At 39.2% G+C, this 18,741-nt stretch carries 15 protein-coding genes; 11 read left to right on the top strand and 4 right to left on the bottom strand.

Annotated features, from left to right (window positions below; genetic code table 11):
- Nucleotides 1–43 precede the first annotated feature (43 nt).
- From yycF to GS400_RS19795, 8 genes are all read left to right on the top strand, one after another.
- Nucleotides 44–748 (top strand): response regulator YycF, encoded by a 705-nt coding sequence (gene yycF / locus GS400_RS19830; protein WP_160104446.1) that lies wholly within the window; start codon nt 44–46, stop codon nt 746–748.
- A 5-nt stretch (nt 749–753) separates the two neighbouring features.
- Nucleotides 754–2,601 carry a cell wall metabolism sensor histidine kinase WalK gene (gene walK, locus GS400_RS19825; protein WP_160104445.1) on the top strand — a complete coding sequence of 616 codons (1,848 nt, stop codon included), beginning with the start codon at nt 754–756 and terminating at the stop codon, nt 2,599–2,601.
- Complete coding sequence (locus GS400_RS19820; protein ID WP_160104444.1) at nt 2,598–3,911, top strand: YycH family regulatory protein; 1,314 nt, start codon at nt 2,598–2,600, stop codon at nt 3,909–3,911. Before walK ends, GS400_RS19820 begins: the two co-directional genes overlap by 4 nt.
- Complete coding sequence (locus GS400_RS19815) at nt 3,911–4,750, top strand: two-component system regulatory protein YycI (protein ID WP_160104443.1); 840 nt, start codon at nt 3,911–3,913, stop codon at nt 4,748–4,750. The genes GS400_RS19820 and GS400_RS19815 overlap by 1 nt, the downstream gene beginning before the upstream one ends.
- 18 nt (nt 4,751–4,768) lie before the next feature.
- The gene (locus GS400_RS19810; RefSeq protein ID WP_160104442.1) at nt 4,769–5,572 is read left to right on the top strand and encodes an MBL fold metallo-hydrolase; all 804 of its coding nucleotides are present in this window, start codon (nt 4,769–4,771) and stop codon (nt 5,570–5,572) included.
- Nucleotides 5,573–5,645: 73 nt separating this feature from the next.
- On the top strand, nt 5,646–6,884 hold the full coding sequence (locus tag GS400_RS19805) for a S1C family serine protease (protein WP_160104708.1): 1,239 nt from the start codon (nt 5,646–5,648) through the stop codon (nt 6,882–6,884).
- A 55-nt stretch (nt 6,885–6,939) separates the two neighbouring features.
- Complete coding sequence (locus GS400_RS19800) at nt 6,940–7,110, top strand: CxxH/CxxC protein (protein ID WP_370519723.1); 171 nt, start codon at nt 6,940–6,942, stop codon at nt 7,108–7,110.
- Nucleotides 7,111–7,595: 485 nt separating this feature from the next.
- Entirely contained in the window at nt 7,596–7,760 is a 165-nt protein-coding gene (locus GS400_RS19795) for a hypothetical protein (protein WP_160104440.1), read from the top strand.
- 26 nt (nt 7,761–7,786) lie between these two features.
- Here GS400_RS19795 and GS400_RS19790 read toward each other — a convergent pair whose 3' ends face one another.
- Nucleotides 7,787–9,262, bottom strand: coding sequence for a Na+/H+ antiporter NhaC family protein (locus GS400_RS19790; protein WP_160104439.1), 1,476 nt, complete (start codon nt 9,260–9,262; stop codon nt 7,787–7,789).
- Between the two features lie 157 nt (nt 9,263–9,419).
- The gene (locus GS400_RS19785; protein WP_236561084.1) at nt 9,420–10,826 is read right to left on the bottom strand and encodes an NAD-dependent malic enzyme; all 1,407 of its coding nucleotides are present in this window, start codon (nt 10,824–10,826) and stop codon (nt 9,420–9,422) included.
- Nucleotides 10,827–10,976: 150 nt separating this feature from the next.
- Here GS400_RS19785 and GS400_RS19780 point away from each other — a divergent pair, with 150 nt between their 5' ends.
- From GS400_RS19780 to rlmH, 3 genes are all read left to right on the top strand, one after another.
- Nucleotides 10,977–12,284 carry a Glu/Leu/Phe/Val family dehydrogenase gene (locus GS400_RS19780; RefSeq protein WP_160104438.1) on the top strand — a complete coding sequence of 436 codons (1,308 nt, stop codon included), beginning with the start codon at nt 10,977–10,979 and terminating at the stop codon, nt 12,282–12,284.
- 103 nt (nt 12,285–12,387) lie between these two features.
- Nucleotides 12,388–12,558: a hypothetical protein gene (locus GS400_RS19775; protein ID WP_160104437.1), complete on the top strand. Its 171-nt coding sequence runs from the start codon at nt 12,388–12,390 to the stop codon at nt 12,556–12,558.
- Between the two features lie 378 nt (nt 12,559–12,936).
- A complete protein-coding gene (gene rlmH, locus GS400_RS19770; protein WP_160104436.1) occupies nt 12,937–13,416 on the top strand; it encodes a 23S rRNA (pseudouridine(1915)-N(3))-methyltransferase RlmH in 480 nt (159 codons plus the stop codon).
- Nucleotides 13,417–13,514: 98 nt separating this feature from the next.
- Here rlmH and GS400_RS19765 read toward each other — a convergent pair whose 3' ends face one another.
- Nucleotides 13,515–18,185: a DUF7507 domain-containing protein gene (locus GS400_RS19765; RefSeq protein WP_160104435.1), complete on the bottom strand. Its 4,671-nt coding sequence runs from the start codon at nt 18,183–18,185 to the stop codon at nt 13,515–13,517.
- A 54-nt stretch (nt 18,186–18,239) separates the two neighbouring features.
- Nucleotides 18,240–18,737, bottom strand: a complete 498-nt coding sequence (locus GS400_RS19760; protein ID WP_160104434.1) for a hypothetical protein — start codon at nt 18,735–18,737, stop codon at nt 18,240–18,242.
- Between the last annotated feature and the right edge of the window lie 4 nt (nt 18,738–18,741).

Genomic DNA, 18,741 nt, shown 5'->3' with positions numbered 1-18,741 from the left:
AGAATTAAAGAAATATATGTCCTTATAGAAGGAAGGGATAAAAATGAGTTTTAAAGTTCTAGTAGTAGATGATGAAAAACCCATTGCAGATATTTTGAAATTTAATCTTGAAAAAGAAGGATATCAGGTAGTATGTGCCTATGATGGTGACGAGGCCATTGAGCTCGCTAATCAGGAAAAACCGAACTTAGTTTTGTTAGATATTATGTTGCCTAGTAAAGATGGTATGGAGGTTTGTCGAGAAATTCGAAAAAACCACAATATGCCGATTATCATGCTGACAGCAAAGGATTCTGAAATTGATAAAGTATTGGGGCTTGAATTAGGAGCTGATGATTACGTAACGAAGCCGTTTAACAATCGTGAGTTAATTGCGCGTGTTAAAGCAAATTTACGACGCCATCAACAGCAGCCTGAGGATAGAACGAAGACCAATAATGATATAAAAATTGGAAAACTGGTTATTCATCCAGATGCATATACCGTTACGCGTGATGGAGAGCAGATTGAGCTTACTCATCGTGAATTTGAATTGCTGCATTATTTAGCTAGAAGTATTGGACAGGTAATGACGCGTGAACATCTTCTTGAAACGGTATGGGGATATGATTATTACGGAGATGTGCGTACAGTCGACGTAACGGTACGTCGACTTCGAGAAAAGATTGAAGAGAACCCAAGTACACCAATGTGGATCGTGACAAGAAGAGGGGTCGGCTACTATTTAAGAAATCCTGAGCAGGAGTAGTTTGTATGAAGAAAGTCGGATTTTTTCAGTCCATTCGTTTAAAGTTCATTATTGTCATCATATTGCTGCTGCTATTTCCTATTCAGGTAATAGGAGCATATTTTGCCCAGCAATTAGAAACCCAACTACTACAAAATTTTAAAGAATCGATTGTCGATAATGTTGAGCTGTTAAATTATCAGCTCGAACAGGCTTTTGCTAAGGAGCGGTCTGAGGAAGATCCATCTTTGCAAAAGGAAGTCCAATCGATTCTTTCTGATTTTGATGCGGAGTCCATATCAGAACTTCGGGTAATCAATAACAAAAGTCGTGTAATAGGAACAACTAACCAATTAGATCAAAGCGACGTAGGAAAACGAACAATAGATTACAGAGTAAACCGTACATTAGTATTGGGGCAAAGCGATGAAGAAGTTTTACTAAATAAAAACACGGGTGATCGAACGTTAGTTATGACGGTTCCTATTTATCAATCTAATGGGAATGGTGATCAAGAGAATGTGGCCGGGGTTATTTACTTAGAAGCAAGCCTTGAAGGGGTTTATGGGCAGCTTCAAGAAATTAACCGTATTTTTGCCAATGGAACATTTTTAGGTGTATCAATATCCGTTTTGCTCGGTATTGTGATTGCACGGACCATTACAAAGCCGATTACTGAAATGAGAAAGCAAGCTAAGTTAATGGGAGACGGAGACTTTTCTCAAAAAGTAAATGTATATGGACGAGATGAGATTGGCCAATTAGCTCTGTCTTTTAATGAATTAAATGATAAGTTAAAAGTTGCTCAAGCAACTACAGAGAGTGAAAGAAGGAAATTGAGCTCAGTACTTTCCAACATGACTGAAGGAGTTATTGCTACGGACCAAACTGGATCAATTATATTAATGAATGAGCCGGCTGCGAGGCTTATTGGTAAGCGTATAGATGATGTAGAAGGCGAACCATTATTAGATGTACTTAATATACATGATCGTCTTGATGACATAAATGAAATCCAAGATACAGGCTCTATTATTATTGACTTCAGTGAAGAAGACCAACAATTACTTCTTAAAGCTAGCTTCTCTAGGGTTCAATTTGAAAGTGAAGAGATGAATGGTTTTATTACCGTACTTAGTGATGTCACGGAGCAAGAAAAGATTGAGAGAGAACGTCGAGAGTTTGTGGCTAACGTTTCACATGAATTAAGGACGCCTCTTACAACAATGAGGAGTTATTTAGAAGCTTTAACAGATGGTGCGTGGGAAGACAAAGAAATTGCTCCACGTTTTCTAGGTGTTACTCAAAATGAAACAGAACGTATGATTCGTCTGGTAAATGATTTGCTTCAACTGTCTAAAATGGATAATAAAGACTACAAGATGTATAAAGAACAAGTAGATTTTACAGGTTTGTTTCAACATACAATTGAACGATTTGAGTTTAATAAGACGGAGCAAATAGAGTTTGTACGCCATTTACCTGAAGAAGAAGTTTGGGTATGGATTGATAAAGATAAAATGACTCAAGTACTCGATAACATTATTTCTAACGCCATTAAGTATTCTCCAGAGGGAGGAACGATTACATTTATCGTAGATGTAATGAAACAACAGCAGAAGCTTGTTGTAAAAATATCAGATGAAGGTGTAGGTATTCCGGAAGAAAAGCTTAATAAGATTTTTGAACGCTTCTATCGTGTAGATAAGGCACGTTCGAGAAATCTTGGAGGAACAGGCTTAGGTTTAGCTATTTCCAGGGAAATGATCGAAGCACACGGTGGTAACATCTGGGCTGAAAGTAAGGAAGGAGAAGGAACAACGGTTCTCTTCACACTTCCGCTCATGAGTCAATCGCGGGGTGATGAAGAATGACGTGGGAAAATGTCAAGTCAGTTTTATTAACTATTTTAGTAGGTACAAGTCTACTACTTACACTCGCGATTTGGAATTACCAACCTCAATATGATGTCCTTGATAAAGAAAATATAATTAACGATTCAACGAAAATAAGAAGTGGTAGCAAGGAATCGGTTAAAAGTATCATACAACCAAAACATATTATTTTCCATCAAAACAATCGCATCTTTTCTTTAGCTCAGTTATCTGAAGAAAATGAGCTATATAAAGAAATTAGAACTTGGCCACTCACTGATTTTCAATATCGTGCGAAAGGCACATATGAAAGAGATTCTACGATAGAGGTTGTATTTCCAACACCTGTTCCAATCCAAACGCTTGTCAATACGTACACTGTGAAAGAGAAAGAGAAAGAAGACTTACCTGAGCTTACTGTTGATCGTATGTTAATACAGATGTCTCAGCAGCAATCCTCGAGCCTAGTTTACTTTGTATCAAGTGATAGCGAAGAAAATATTAAAGCTGAAATTCAAAACTTTGATGTGTATAGTAATGTAGAAGATTATCTTGTGAATCCGTATGGTCAAGTAAATTACTTAGCTTATGAGAAAAATCGTAAATCACCAATTTATTTACCTGAGGGGCAAGTAACTCTTCCGATGAACACGTATCCAACAAGATCAATCAATCCAGATACCTTCATTAATGTTCTCTTTAGTAATCCAAATCTAGTCCGTCCAAACTCCTCAAATATAGGAGAGGAATATTATTCAGATGGAACAACAAGATTACGTATTTATGAAAATGAGACTATGATGGAATTTATAAACCCCGCGGAAACAGAATATACACTTATGGACCGTTCGGGCTTGATTAGACAAAGCTTAGAATTTGTCAATGACCATAATGGTTGGACAGATAATTATAATATTTATCATCTTAGTCAGAATCAGAATTACATTCGTTACCGTTTAATTAAAGAAGGATATCCAGTATTTGATGATGAAAACCGCACTCTGATTGAACAGAGATGGAAGAACCAAGAGATATTTGAATATCAACGTGCACTTATTCAACTACAACCACCATTTGGTAGTCAGGAAATCACATTACGTTCAGGTAGTGACGTTCTTGCTTATCTTGAAGAAGCCTGGAAGAATTACCCTCCATATTTAATTAAAGATATTGCGGTTGGGTATGAAATGAAACGAACAGGTTCATCTGCAGAGGTGTATACATTGGAGCCTGCGTGGTTTATTAAGTTGAATGATTGGCAAAAAATCACATTTGATGAAGGACTTATGAATCAAGGAGGCGGTAGATAGTGCAATGGGGACAAATTAAAACACTATTTATTATTTGCTTTCTGATTCTAGATGTCTTTCTCGTTCAACAATTCTTTGAAAAAAGGGAGCAAGCACAGATAGGATTGTTACCTGATTCAACCATTGAAGAACAGTTGGAAGCAGAAAAAATCACGCTCGGTGATTTGCCTAAAGAAAGTATAAAAGAGACATATATTTCTGCACGCCGTTATGTCTTTAATGATGAGGATCAGAAGAAGCTTGATGAATTAGAAAATCAATCCTACGAGTTTTTTAATGATGAAACGATATTATTATCGGAGCTTGAAGAATCTGTCCCTATAGATGTTGAAGCATCTGATGAGGATATAACAACCAAAGTAAAGGATCAGATTTTATATGGGGACAACTATGAGTATTGGGGATATAATAAAGAAGCAAATAAACTTCTTTTCTTCCAATCCTATAAAAATAACCCCATTTTCTTTAATGAAAGTGGCGTTGTAATTGTTTTTCTAAATGAAGATCAGGAAATGACTCGTTATGTTCAAACCATGCTTGATGATTTCAATAAAACAGGTGAAAAGCAAGAGCTTATTAAACCTAAGCAAGCAGCAATTACATTATTCTCTCGTAATGAGTTATATAACGGTGATAATGTATCGGATATGAATTTAGGATATTACACGCTCGTTCCACTTTCGAATGGATTACAGGTGTTTGCACCAACATGGAAGATTCTTGTGAATGAGGAACGTCAGTATTATGTGAATGCAATGGAAGGACAATTGATATCTATGGATGAAAGTACGTTTGTAGAAGATACAATTCAAAACCTTCTAGATCAGATAGAACAATAATTTGGAGTGGAGAACTATATGAGTTTGCACTTTAGTGTGTTGGCATCAGGAAGTACCGGAAATGCTTTTTATATAGGAACAGACAATCAAAAATTGCTTGTTGATGCAGGTTTAAGCGGCAAGCAAATGGAGCGTCTCATGAATGAAGTAAATATTGATCCAAATGAGCTCGATGGAATCTTAGTGACTCATGAGCACAGTGATCATATTAAAGGACTAGGGATCATGGCCAGGCGCTATCAACTACCGATCTATGCGAATGAGAAAACATGGATGGCAATGGAGGATCATATTGGAAAGATTTCAACGGATCAAAAGTTTGAATTTCCGATGGCTTCTGTAAAAGATTTTGGAGATATTGAAGTTGAATCCTTTGGTGTCTCACATGATGCGGCAGAACCGATGTTTTTTGTGTTTCGTAATGGAGGGAAAAAGGTTGCCTTAGCTACAGATATGGGTTATGTTTCAGACCGTATAAAGAAAACAATTGAAGATGCAGATGCTTATATTTTTGAGTCTAATCATGATGTTGAAATGTTGCGTATGGGACGTTATCCATGGAATGTGAAGCGAAGAATTCTTGGAGATAAAGGTCACGTTTCGAATGAGGATTCGGCTATCGCATTAACAGATATAATTGGAAATAGAACCAAGCGTATTTATTTAGCCCATTTAAGTCAAGATAACAATATGAAAGACCTTGCACGTATGTCTGTGGGGAATATTTTGAATGAACGAGGCATACCTCTAGGAAACTCCATTGATTTATATGACACAGATCCAAAATCAGCAACCCCGATCTATACGCTGAACGATGTTTAACCAATTTTTGATGGAGGAATCATTTAGTAAAGAATGATAAAATCCTATGAACAAAGAGAGGATTGGTGAGGGAATGGGTTATTATGATGATCATGTTTCTAGCCGAAACCAACATAAACGTCCAGGCTGGATCATGCCGACCGTTGTTGGTCTCATACTAGGAGCTGTACTTATTATTTTGGCATTGCCAGCATTAATTCAATCCAACATATTACCGTATGACATTACAACTCCTGACGAAACAAATGATCAGGTGCAAGCTGATGAAGATGAAAACCAAAATGATAATGATACGACTACAGAAACACAAGATGTAAATGTAGATGTCACTACACAAGTAACGAAAGTAGTGGATGATGTTCAAGAAACTGTTGTGGGTGTTATCAATATTCGTCGTGGTTCATCTAACTTTTTTGAAAGTCAATCAGCTCAACAAGGTACGGGTTCAGGAGTCATTTACAAAAAAGCGGATGGAAAAGCTTATGTGGTGACGAATCACCATGTTATACAAGGCGCAGACGAGCTCGAAATTGAACTAATCGATGGTACTCGTATCGAAGCGCAGTTACTTGGAAGTGATCCATATATGGATTTGGCAGTTTTAGAGATGAGTTCTGAAAAGGTGGGTAAAGCCATTAAGCTAGGGTCATCAGATAATCTAAAAGTGGGTGAGCCTGCTTTAGCAATTGGGAACCCATTAGGCCTTGAGTTTGCGGGATCCGTTACGAAAGGCATTATTAGTGGTAAAGAAAGAGCGATCCCACAAGATTTAAATGGAGATGGTCGAGTCGATTGGAATGCGGAAGTAGTCCAAACCGATGCCGCGATTAACCCAGGTAATAGTGGAGGGGCCTTAATCAATATTAAAGGTGAATTAATTGGAATTAACTCCATGAAAATTGCTAAATCAGCAGTAGAAGGGATAGGGTTTGCTATCCCAATTGACATCGCGAAGCCAATCATTCAGGATATCGAAGAAGATGGTGAAGTAACACGTCCATATATGGGGGTTGAAGCATACTCACTAGCCGATGTTCCTAGAGCTGAATGGGAGCGTACACTTAAACTGCCTGAGCAGGTAACACAAGGTGTATTCTTGCGCAGAGTAGAATCTGCTTCCCCAGCTGATGCTGCTGGTCTTCAAAAGTACGACGTGATTACTCAGTTAGATGGTAAACAGATTAAAGATATCGTTGATTTAAGAAAACACTTGTATCAAGAGAAAGAAGTAGGCGATCAAATGGAAGTAACGTTATATCGTGAGGGAGAAAAACAAACGATTACAATGGAACTGTCATCGTCTAGTTACTAAATAAAGAAAGCGGGGACTTAAAGTGTCCCTGCTTTTTCTACGTGAAAGAGGTGAAATGATGAAAGTATATGTGTGTTCTCAACATGTGGATAAAGCAATGGATGTAGTCGTAGATGAATATGGAACATTTCCTGCATTTGAAGAAGCGGACATATCCACAGACTGTGAATATTGTGAGGATAACGCAGCATATATGGTAGCGAACACTGGTTCTTCTACCATATAAGGGGTTGTGAGTTGTGTATATGTGGATAACTTTGTGTATAAGTTGTTCTCTGTCGTTAATAACATGTGAATATAGAGCGTGTGCACAAACTTGTGGATAACCTTTAAATTTAACTATTGGTTTGTATATGTAGTTCAAGTTTAAATATGAAATGAAACATGTCAGGTTACTCAAAAGTTCATTCAGCAAGAAATCAAAAACAAGAATGTAAAAACGTCTGGGATCCTAGACGTTTTATTTTTTTGATGCTTATTTTATAATCGCCCCCTAATATGGAAGGCTTTGAATCAAGATAAGCGTACGAGGAGCAACTATTGATGTCATGTATGACTACAAAGATGCCAAACAATATTATCAAAGACTTGATGAATATATAGATAAAGCTTCCAATGATGTTAGCTTGATGATGACATCGCCTCCAGCCCCATTCATCCCAGAATTTTTACATAATAGAAGTGCTATTAGGTTATCAGGAATGCATGATGGTGACTCCGAAAGAAGGAGAGGCGCATATCCAATCTTTAAGAGAGCTTGCTGAGCCAATTGTGGATGCAACAGCAGTAATCCTTTATAAGAAGTTACAAAGTAAACTAAATGCTATGGTACCATCGACAGTGAACTTTTATGGAATAAAGAAAAATGGCTCCTAATAGAGGAGCCATTTTTGTATGAAACATTATTTTTTAACTTCTTCACCATTTTTTCCTTCGAAACGTAAGCCCCAGCCAGTAAGTGCAGCGATAAGCATTACGATGAGTAATCCCCAACCTTGGAATACGTATGGGAATACTTCAGCAGGTCCGACAATTGGAATGAATCCATACTCATCTGCAGCACCTTTAATTGTTGCCCATGCTAGTAGAACACCACCACTCCAAGGGAAAATATAACCTAGAGAAGAGGAAACCGTATCTAAGAAGTTCGCGCGTCGATAAGGGTGAATGTTAAACTCTTTCCCTAGCTTACGCACAAATGGTCCAGCTGCAATCTCAGCAGCCGTATTGATCGTAATAAATAAGTTTAGGAAAGCTACAATACCATAGATTGATAACTCAGCACGTTTTACAACGCCATTAATGAGTTTAAGGAAGAAGTTTTTGATTGCTTCCATTGTGCCCGCTAATTCCATTAGGTGAGCCGCTGCTAAAATGAACAGAATAAGAATGGCCATGTTAAAATAGCCGCCAATACCATTCATTAGGGCACCGCCAATAGCAGCATCACCTGCATCATTACGATAAATATGGATAACTTCTGTAAATGGAGTTCCTGTAAAGAGCATTACAATAATAGAAGCCAAAATACCGATTGTAAGAGATGTAAGTAAGTGGCGACCTGATAATGCTAAATATAGAACTAGAGCAAATGGAAGGAGCATGATCAATCCTTCTGCTGAAACTTGTTCCTTCAATTGTGTAAAGGCTTCTTGGTTTCCACCAGATCCGCCACCGCCGAAAATAACAAATAATATTAGAGCCGGAATAGCAGCAGTTATTGAATACTTAAAACGAGAACGTACTACTCCAGGTACGTCAGCATCCTGTGTTGTTGCAGATACAATTGTTGTATCTGATACCGGTGCTAAGTTATCTCCAAATACAGCACCACTTAAAATAGCTGCCAGAAGAATAACGGGATCGGCACCTAAAATAATGCCTGCTGGGTACATCAGAATACCAAACGTTGCAACAGTTCCATAACCTGTACCCACTGCTGTAGAGAAAATGGCTGCTAGTATGAAGGTTAGTCCAACAATAAAGCCACCTTCTAAACCTGTCTGAAAGCCGAACCAGATAAGTCCGTCTACAAGTCCACCTGCAGCTAATAGCTTAGCGAACATACCTGCCCAAAACCAAGCAATTACGGCAATAACACCAATAGGTTGCGCCATACCTTGAACGAGTCCTTGAGCATAATCTTTCCATTGGGATTTACAAAAGAATAAACCAATTGCTACACCAATCACCATACCGAGAACAAGAGCTTCTTCGGTTACCAGTTTCATCGTACTTAGAGTAATTGCCCAAATAATAAAGAAAATTAATGGGATTGTTGCTGCAAAAGCACCACCATAAAAATCTAGCTTCGTAATCTGATGGTCACCAACTGCTTCTCGTGCATCTTGAATTTGTTGATCATCGTCTTTTGTCATAATTGAACAACCTCCTTAACCATACATCCTATATTATACTTTGTTGCATGATGTGTTATATAACATTGTAAAAGTGGAGAAGTGGAATGGCAAGAATTTTTGTGCAGTAAATTCTTTCAACAGTAAACATTTGTTTATTTCGAACAAACAATCAACTTTACTGATCAGGATTTCTTCTTGCTACACCCGTCTTTATCGCAGCCTCTATGACAGCATTTCGTATCGATTGAACGACATGTTCATTAAACACACTAGGAATGATGTAATCTTCATTAACCTCATCCTCGCTTATGGTAGAAGCGATCGCTTTCGCAGCCGCAAGTTTCATTTCTTCATTAATTTCACGAGCTCTACAATCGAGAGCACCACGGAAGATACCTGGAAAGCAAAGAACATTATTAACTTGGTTTGGATAATCAGACCGTCCAGTAGCCATCACCTTGGCATATGGCTTAGCTTCATCAGGTGTAATTTCAGGGTGAGGATTTGCCAGTGCAAATACAATCGGATCTTTAGCCATCGATTTTATGTTACCATTTTTAAGAATCCCTGGAGCTGATACACCAATAAAAACGTCTGCATCTTGAATGACATCGTGCAACGCACCTGTTTCTTTTCGAGGGTTTGTTTTGTCAGCGAAGTCATTCCAACCAGGACGATCATAAAACTTATCTCTGGTAAGAGCTCCTTCCATATCTACACCTATTATGTTCGTAGCGCCTGCAGTCAGCAACATATTTGTAATGGCCATTCCTGCTGCGCCGATACCACATACAATAATCTTACAAGAAGCGATATCTTTATTCACGATGTGTAGAGCATTTAAGAGTCCTGCTAAAGCAACTATGGCTGTTCCATGCTGATCATCATGAAAGACAGGAATGTCTAGTTCTTGTTTTAATCGCTCTTCAATTTCAAAACATTGAGGAGATCCAATATCCTCTAGATTAATGCCTCCAAAAGTAGGACTAAGAGCCTTCACAATGCGTATGGTTTCTTCTGGGTTACAAGGATTAATACAAATTGGGAATGCATCAACATTAGCAAATTGCTTAAAGAGCATAGCTTTCCCTTCCATAACGGGCATAGCTGCTTCTGGACGAATTGTTCCGAGTCCTAGCACAGCTGTCCCATCCGATATGACAGCTACTGTATTTCGTTTTATTGTAAATTGATAAGCTAGGTTGGGGTCCTCATCAATCGCTTCACAGACACGTGCTACTTCAGGCGTGTAAACACGTGACATTTCCTCTCGATTATCAATTTCTACTTTTGAGGATACATGGATTTTACCCCCAAGGTGTACTAAAAAAGTACGATCAGATATGTGTTTAATCACCACGCCAGGAAGTTGCTTAATCGACTGAATAATTCTTTCTTGTTTGGTCTCATCATTCACATTAATACTAATATCTCGTGTCGTTTTATGCTTACCTTCTTTAATGACATCAATCGCAACAATATCGCCTCCGACATTGCTTACGATCGTTGCAATTTCCCCAAAAGAGACATTCTCTTTTTCCATTTCTAATCGAAGAATGATACTCATCATTGCTCTAGACATATTAGGTCTTCCTTTCTGTCTTCAAACTTCATTAGCATTAGCGTTCCACTTCCATTGGTGAAATATGAGAAGTTTTCGGATTGTTTTACATAAGAAGCACGAAATAGAGGCACATTACGAATACAACCATGTAATTGTGGAGGAATGAATATGACTGCAGAAGAACATAAAGTCGAGGCGGATATCTCGACACATGATCAAAACCCATATGATATTGTAAAAGAACTTTTAAAGGAATCCATTGATAGCCTAGGATTGGATGAAAGCATTTATCAAATTTTGAAAAAACCAATGCGTGTACTTGAAGTATCCATACCACTTCGTAAGGATGATGGTAAAATGGAGAACTTTACAGCTTATCGATCTCAACACATAGATATTTTAGGACCAACAAAAGGCGGGATCCGTTTTCATCCGTCTGTAACGTTAGATGAAGTGAAAGCTTTGTCTATCTGGATGTCTTTAAAGTCTGCAATCATTGAATTGCCACTTGGTGGAGGAAAAGGGGGCGTCATTGTTGATCCGGATGATTTAAATGAGCGCGAATTAGAAGAATTAAGTCGTAATTTTATTCGCAAAATAACTCCGATCATTGGACCGGAAAAAGATATCCCAGCTCCAGATATGAATACAGACCCAGAGGTTATGGGATGGATGATTGACGAATACGATAAGCTTCGTGGCTATAATATTCCAGGACTCATTACAGGGAAGCCAATAGTCCTTGGAGGTTCCCAGGGACGACTTGATGCGACGGGTAGAGGTGTCGTCATTACAATAAGAGAAGCGGCTAATGTCTTGAATATGGATTTATCAAATGCTACAGCTGCGATTCAAGGGTTTGGTAACGTCGGAAGTGCAACAGCTAAATTCCTAGATGAGTTAGGTGTCAAAATTGTAGCTATTACAGATGCATCTGGTGGAATTTACAAAGAGGATGGACTTGATATACAAGCATTAATTGAACATGTGGACCAAGGCGAAGTTATTGCTGATTTTAACAAAGCAGATTCCATATCGAATGAAAAAATGTTTGCGTTGCCTGTCGATATACTAATCCCAGCAGCGATTGAAAATCAGATCACAGCGGAGACAGCACCAAGTATTCAAGCAAAAATCGTAGCAGAAGCGGCGAATGGGCCAACTACTCCAGAAGGAAATGATATTTTGGAGGAAAAAGGTACGTTTATTATCCCGGATATTCTGTGTAATGCTGGTGGAGTAACGGTTTCGTATTTCGAATGGGTTCAAAATACGATGAACTATTACTGGAAAGAAGAAAAGATCAATCGTGAACTAGAAGAGAAAATGATTTCTGCTTTTACACGTGTACACGATATGAAAAGTGACAAAGAATGCGGTATGCGCCAAGCTGCCTATATGGTTGGAATTAATCATATTGTTACTGCATTGCGTGCTCGTGGATGGATTAAAAACGGAGATTTATCAAAGTTGTAGTATAAGAAACTGACTATTTAAGGTCAGTTTTTTATATTAGGGTTACTTTCTAGTATAATGAGGGTATTGACCTACAACGATTTGACTAGGGAGCTGTATGCAAATGAATCGAAACTGGACCCCCATTGCGTTTATGATAGGAGGTTTCATTGGCTATTATATAACAAGTAACTTCTCTGATATTAAAAATGCAATTTTGGCGGGTATTTTTGCTGGTGTAGGTGGTTTTATCTTTCTGTTATTACAAAAGTGGATGGAGAAACGAAAAGGGTGATCCAAGTGGAGCACTCTTTTTTCAAAAGTAAAGAAAGTATAAAATGGGTGCATAGATGTCTAGCTCCAGCGCTCAGTAAAGAAGGGAGTTCCCTAGCCTCCGTCGATAAGTCAACATCGATTCGCAAGCCCACCGTGTTTCCTTTACACGTTTGTGACATGAATTTTTAACAACGAAGGAACTCGATGCAGTTAACATTTTTAGGTGAAAGTACCACGGCAACTAAGCTTCTGCCTGCGCCTGTCGGCTTGCCAATCAACAAGTTTGGTTAATCTTACTACGGGCTCAGTCCACTCCCTTCGTAGCTAAACGGGCACTTGTGCTTTTCTTATGTAGTAAACTAGGAAGAAGAAGTTGTACGAAGAAAGGAAGATCCTCATGAAAATATCCATCATTTCAGTAGGGAAGCTGAAAGAAAAATATCTGAAACAAGGTATTCAAGAATACATAAAACGCTTAGGTCCTTATGCTTCTATAGATATTCAGGAAGTACCAGACGAGAAAGCACCGGAAAATTTAAGTGAAGCCCAAATGTTAGAGGTTAAGCAAAAAGAAGGAGAACGCATTCTTTCGAAAATTAGTCAGGATACTTATGTTATTACACTTGAGATTGAAGGAAAGATGATCACATCTGAAAAGCTCGCTGAGCAACTTGACCAACTTGCTACATATGGGAAGAGTAAAGTTGCATTTGTGATTGGTGGATCACTGGGCTTAAGTGAAGAAGTTCTAAAACGATCGGATTTTGCTTTGTCATTTTCGAAATTAACGTTTCCTCATCAGTTAATGAGGTTGGTGTTATTGGAACAGGTGTATCGAGCGTTCCGGATTATGCGTAATGAACCGTACCATAAATAAAAAAATAAAGCTGCCGAAACTTTCTCGACAGCCTATCCAGGAGTGTTAAAAATAACTCCTGTTTTATTGAATTTAAAAGTAATAAATCATCAAATGTTTTATTTGCAGTCTTCAATACCCTCTATTCTTAATGTTACGTTTTTAAATATTGTTCTTGGATCTAGGAGTAAGCTATAAACATCTTCGACAAACCCTGCAACATGTACTTCCTGACATGGTTGATAATTTTCAGGTAATACAAGGAAGGTGCTGAAGGGCACATCAAAATGGGCTGAATGAACCGTTTGTTGGGGGACATCGGCAATATAGGTGATAATTTGTTTTAGTTTTCCTTCTACGATTAATTTCCATCCTGTTAGCCTCTGCCCTTCAAAGGAAGTACCAATAGGAGTTTTTATAATGATAGTTGAGGTGATTTCAACGTCAACTGAGACATCCAATAAGTCTTCTGCATCTGGTTTCTGTGGTGGGATGGTTAAGTTTTCATCTACACTTATTTGCTTAAAGATCGTTAGCCCTACATCAGTCAGTACTTCATTACTTGTTGTACTGCCACTTAATAATGGTCCTGAGGATTCGAGCAAATAGTCGAAAGTGATAACGGCCTGATTGATTAGCTCTGGTGGACAAGGGGATTCTTCAATGGTTACCTCAAATGTAATGACCACCGTTATTCCCGGTTGAATGGTACCGATTACTACGCCAATTGAGAGATTTGCTCCAGGCTGCGGGACACCATCTATCGTGACGCTATTTGGTACAAGGGTCGTTCCGTCTGGTATCTGATCTTTAAACAAGACATTCTCGACAGGGAGGGTCCCTGTATTGGTTATCTCTACTGTATAGGTGAGCGTGTCTCCAACCTGTACGGCCGATTTGTCTGCTGTTTTGATGGCTGTTAGTTCGACGACTTCCACTGCAGTAACAACAGGTTCGCTTTCTTCGGTTCTTTCTTCAGCTGGCTCATCTGGATCGACTTGAACGGTATAGGTCACAGCTGCTGTGTTGACAACTTCAGGTGGTTCTAAAAGTTCTTCAACGACAACGCTAAACTCTACAGTTGCAAAACCTCCTGGTGGGAGATCTCCGATTGGGATGCCAAACTCAGGGTTGAGACCAGGCTGCACAACTCCATTAACCTTCACACTATTTTCCACAAAGGAAGTGCCATCCGGTATCGCATCAATTACCACAATATTCGTAGCAGTTACAGTTCCGGCATTGGCTACGTTGATGGTGTAATTGAGTGTTTCTCCTAAGGTGGCTACAGATTTATCAACATCTTTAAGAATGAGTATCTGTACCTGCTCTACATTGGTTGTGACAGGATTACTTGGTTCAGTTCTTGTATCGGTTGGTCCATTCGGATCAATTTTAAATTCATAGTCAATGGAGGAAATATTCGTAATTTGACCACCTGGCGGAAGAACATCGACAGTCACTCTAAAGCTGACTGTTTTAACCCCGCCTGGTGCAATGCTTCCAATGTTAACGCCTGCATTAGGGTCTGCGCCTGGTTGCAGGACCCCATTTAATCTAAATGATCCTGGGATGAAGGTTGTTCCGACTGGCGGGGAATCATTAAAGATCACATTATCAACAGTTACTGTTCCCGTGTTGGTAATCGTTGTTGTATAGGTTAAAGTATCCCCAACTTCAACAAAATCGCTGTTAGAAGATTTTACTACAGAAATGTCAGCAAGCTCTACTTGTGATTCAACAGGGTTACTTGGTGTTTGTCTGGAGTCTGGCGGCCCGTCGGGATCAATCCTCACATCGAATGCTGCTAAAGCACTGTTCGTAATGATCCTGCTAGCTGGAAGACTATCTACTGTTACGACAAAGCTAACTGTCTTGAAGTTTCCAGGTGCGATGTCACCTAGATTTATACCAATTGTTGGGTCAACTCCAGGTTGTGGCACTCCATCTACTTCGACACTATTGGGAACAAATGAGGTGTCGGGTGGTGGTGTGTCGGTGATAACTACATTTTCTGCTGTCACTGTTCCTGTATTGGTAACTACGATTGTGTAATTGACTGAATCTCCGACTTCGACAAACGCTTTGTCTACACTTTTGACTACTTCTATTTCTCCGATTTCTACCTGGGTAATGACCGGTTCGCTTTCCTGGCTGCCTGAATCGATTGGACCGTCTGGATCAATTTGAAACTCAAAATCCACTGAAGCGGTATTACTTATTTCACCTGACATGGGTAAGCTATCAACTGTCACACTATAGGTCATGGTGACAATGCCACCCGGTGCAATGGTACCCACGTTTACACCGGCAATTGGATTTGCCCCGGGTTGTGGGTTGGCATTCACTGTCACACTGCCGGGAATAAACGTAGTGTCGGCAGGTGGTGTATCTGTAATGACAACATTCGTTAAATCAACATCACCCGTATTTGTTACCACTACTGTGTAAGTTAACGTATCTCCAACCTCTACAAAATTTTTATCAGCGGTTTTTGTAATTTCAATTGTAGCTTCTCTTAGTTGAGTAATAACAGCGTTACTGACAGAAGCATCTGGAATATCTGCCCCTTGTGGATCGACTTTATACGTAAAGGTCGCATTTGATGTGTTTACTAGTTCGGGGGGTTCCGGTATCGAATTAACAGATACCTCAAAGGAAACGGTGACAAAAGCTCCCGGTCCAATACTTCCGATGTTGACCCCTGCTATTGGGCTTGCTGCTGGCTGTACGATACCATCTAACTTAAACGTTCCTGGGATGAAGCTTGTTCCAGCTGGTTGTGAATCCTGAAAGACCACATTATCTACAGCGACATTTCCTGTGTTTGTCAGGACCGTTGTGTACGTTATTGTATCTCCTATTGTGGCAAATACTTTGTCTGCGCTCTTTTCTAAGGAAAGATCACCTAAGTTAATTTGTGTCTGTACCTGATTGCTTATGGCGAACGAGTCAAATGTTCCTGCGTTATTGGTGAACGACCAGTCTACCCTTGAATCATTTACAATTGGATTGGGTTCAGGTAAAGTATCGTCCACTGTGACATCAAAGGCGACGGTCACGACCCCCAAAGGAGGAATATCAGGTAAAGCCACACCCACACTAGGATCTGCAGCGGGTTGTGGGACAGCGTTGATCGTCAACGATCCAGGGACAAAAGTTGTTCCAGGCGGTGGAATATCCGTAAATACGACATTTGTTGCTGTGATCGTTGCATCCGTATTTGTGATGGTCGTCGTATAAGTTAACGTATCTCCGACTGTGGCAAAGTCTTTATCTACGCTCTTCACAGGATCAAGTGTAGCTTGTTCGAATTGCTGAACCTCGGCAGCTACACAATAGTCTAGCGAAAAGGTCTGGGAGAAATTATCTCCATATGAGGTAGAAAAAGTGGCTAAGCTATCAGCGGTAGTTATTACTGCTGGTTGATAATCCGCTGTAAAGGTTACAGCTGTACCAGGGTCCACCGTTCCTAAGTTCCAAGTTAATGTCTGACCTACTATACTCGTTGGTGGAATACTGGCATCATTATTATAGCTGACACCGGCATCTAATGTGACAGAGAACGTGGTGTTGGTGGCAGGACTCCCCCCAGTGTTAACAATGTCAAATGTAATGGTATTGTTTACATTTTGGAATATTGTCGTGGGTGTGATTTCTAAGTCAAGAAAAGGTTTAGCTACAGAATAAAATACTGAATTCAATACAAAACGATAGTAAAGGTTTTCATCTTCAGTACCAAGGTAAGGTACTTTTGGTGAATAATCATGACCACCCTCATACACAACATAACCTGCACCGGTTCCACCTTTGTAAGGACCACCAATTGTGAAATCATACTGAATATTATTACCGAGTGGTTGTTCAATAAAGTTTGCCAACACCTTTGTTTGAGGGTAATAGCTTGCTAATGAATTTCTCCAAGTTGAGATGCTCCCTCCAGGTAACCCTTGAGAAAGTCCTGTACTCACAGCTTGGGTTATAGGAAAGTTTGGAAAATTGACCGTGAAGGTGTTGGTATCCCCATCATTCTGATCATTTGGAATCCCCGTTTGTGTCAATAGGTAGTTAGGATTTAACAGGGGGAAGTCTTCGATTGATTCAATTGATTCGCACATCGCATGAAGGTTGCCGCCTACTTGTAAGAAATTTTTCAATTCATCTGAATTGGTTTGATTTGTCCATGTCGAATTTCCTGTGTGGGGAGAAATGAAAAGATCATAGGCTCTTTTTCTACACGGGTCTTGGCTTGGTGTTACAAATCCAAATAATGCCCCTTGACCGATTTCTGTAGCGTCATGGGCATCAGGTTCATTGTTGGCACTTCCATCCCATGGATTATTGAATGTATTTGTGATTGATGCCAAGTTTAAATAATTTTCAACAATACCGTAGTTATCTTCTTCTACGGCAATCCTCGAAGGGCGATTCATCGTAGCTACGATATCTGCATTAAACGGGGATGTTGCATTATGAACGGCAACCGTTGGGTAAAGTGCTTGCCATGCGGTGATAAAGGGTAAGGCTGCTGCTGCGTTTGCAGAATCTATAATAAAAGGGCCGCCACTATATCCATGATTATTGATTATTGCATTGGTAGCAATATCCTGTGCTGATGCTGTAAAGTCAACCCCGTTAAAAGCTTTTCCCTGTGCAATTGCCCATTTAACCGGAATGCCGTTCCATAGCAAATTATGAGCCAAGCCATATGCTTTATACATTCCGCTATTTTGATATGTGGTATCCATCGGTATGATTAATGTGCCGGCTTGAAAATTTTCAATCGCCATTCTTACACTCCTTTCTAAAAATAAAATGTTATAAACATATTCGAATGACAGGTTTTAACAAGATAAAGTTACATCGATTAACATGGTTAGGTTTTTAAAGATTGTTCTTTTATCCCTTTGCAATACATAAATATCTTCAATATAAGGTGTTATTTCAATTCTATTTTGATTAAACAATGATTCCATAGAAGTTCCTTCGATTTCTTGAGGAACAACGATAAAAATACTTTTCATTGTATTTTCAAAATGTGCTGCATGATTAGTCTGTGTTGGCTCATCTGCTACATAGACAATTTTTTCAATAATTTTGAGTTCTAAAATTAGCTTTTTCCCACTTAGTAACTGTCCTTCAAAAGATTTCATGCAAGGCGTATCAATTAGGTTATATGCTGCTACTTCAGCCTGAACGGTGACAGAAACTAGTTCTTCAATATCTGGTTTTTGATCTGGAATTGTTAAGATCTCTGGTATAGAGATCTGTGTAAAGTATATTGGATTCTCAGGCAAATTCTGAGCAACACCATTGGTTTTCACTGAAGAATTGTTGACCATTTTA

This window comes from Pontibacillus sp. HMF3514 (genome assembly GCF_009858175.1).
Taxonomy (GTDB): Bacteria; Bacillota; Bacilli; order Bacillales; family BH030062; genus Pontibacillus.
This window is presented reverse-complemented; position numbering and strand designations above follow the sequence as displayed.

What these genes read in the sequence shown, in the direction of transcription:
- yycF (WP_160104446.1), top strand. Translation starts at nt 44, where the DNA reads ATGAGTTTTAAAGTTCTAGTAGTAGATGATGAAAAACCCATTGCAGAT.
- walK (WP_160104445.1), top strand. Translation starts at nt 754, where the DNA reads ATGAAGAAAGTCGGATTTTTTCAGTCCATTCGTTTAAAGTTCATTATT.
- GS400_RS19820 (WP_160104444.1), top strand. Translation starts at nt 2,598, where the DNA reads ATGACGTGGGAAAATGTCAAGTCAGTTTTATTAACTATTTTAGTAGGT.
- GS400_RS19810 (WP_160104442.1), top strand. Translation starts at nt 4,769, where the DNA reads ATGAGTTTGCACTTTAGTGTGTTGGCATCAGGAAGTACCGGAAATGCT.
- GS400_RS19805 (WP_160104708.1), top strand. Translation starts at nt 5,646, where the DNA reads ATGGGTTATTATGATGATCATGTTTCTAGCCGAAACCAACATAAACGT.
- GS400_RS19800 (WP_370519723.1), top strand. Translation starts at nt 6,940, where the DNA reads ATGATGAAAGTATATGTGTGTTCTCAACATGTGGATAAAGCAATGGAT.
- GS400_RS19790 (WP_160104439.1), bottom strand. Translation starts at nt 9,262, where the DNA reads ATGACAAAAGACGATGATCAACAAATTCAAGATGCACGAGAAGCAGTT.
- GS400_RS19785 (WP_236561084.1), bottom strand. Translation starts at nt 10,826, where the DNA reads ATGTCTAGAGCAATGATGAGTATCATTCTTCGATTAGAAATGGAAAAA.
- GS400_RS19780 (WP_160104438.1), top strand. Translation starts at nt 10,977, where the DNA reads ATGACTGCAGAAGAACATAAAGTCGAGGCGGATATCTCGACACATGAT.
- GS400_RS19775 (WP_160104437.1), top strand. Translation starts at nt 12,388, where the DNA reads ATGAATCGAAACTGGACCCCCATTGCGTTTATGATAGGAGGTTTCATT.
- rlmH (WP_160104436.1), top strand. Translation starts at nt 12,937, where the DNA reads ATGAAAATATCCATCATTTCAGTAGGGAAGCTGAAAGAAAAATATCTG.
- GS400_RS19765 (WP_160104435.1), bottom strand. Translation starts at nt 18,185, where the DNA reads ATGGCGATTGAAAATTTTCAAGCCGGCACATTAATCATACCGATGGAT.
- GS400_RS19760 (WP_160104434.1), bottom strand. Translation starts at nt 18,737, where the DNA reads ATGGTCAACAATTCTTCAGTGAAAACCAATGGTGTTGCTCAGAATTTG.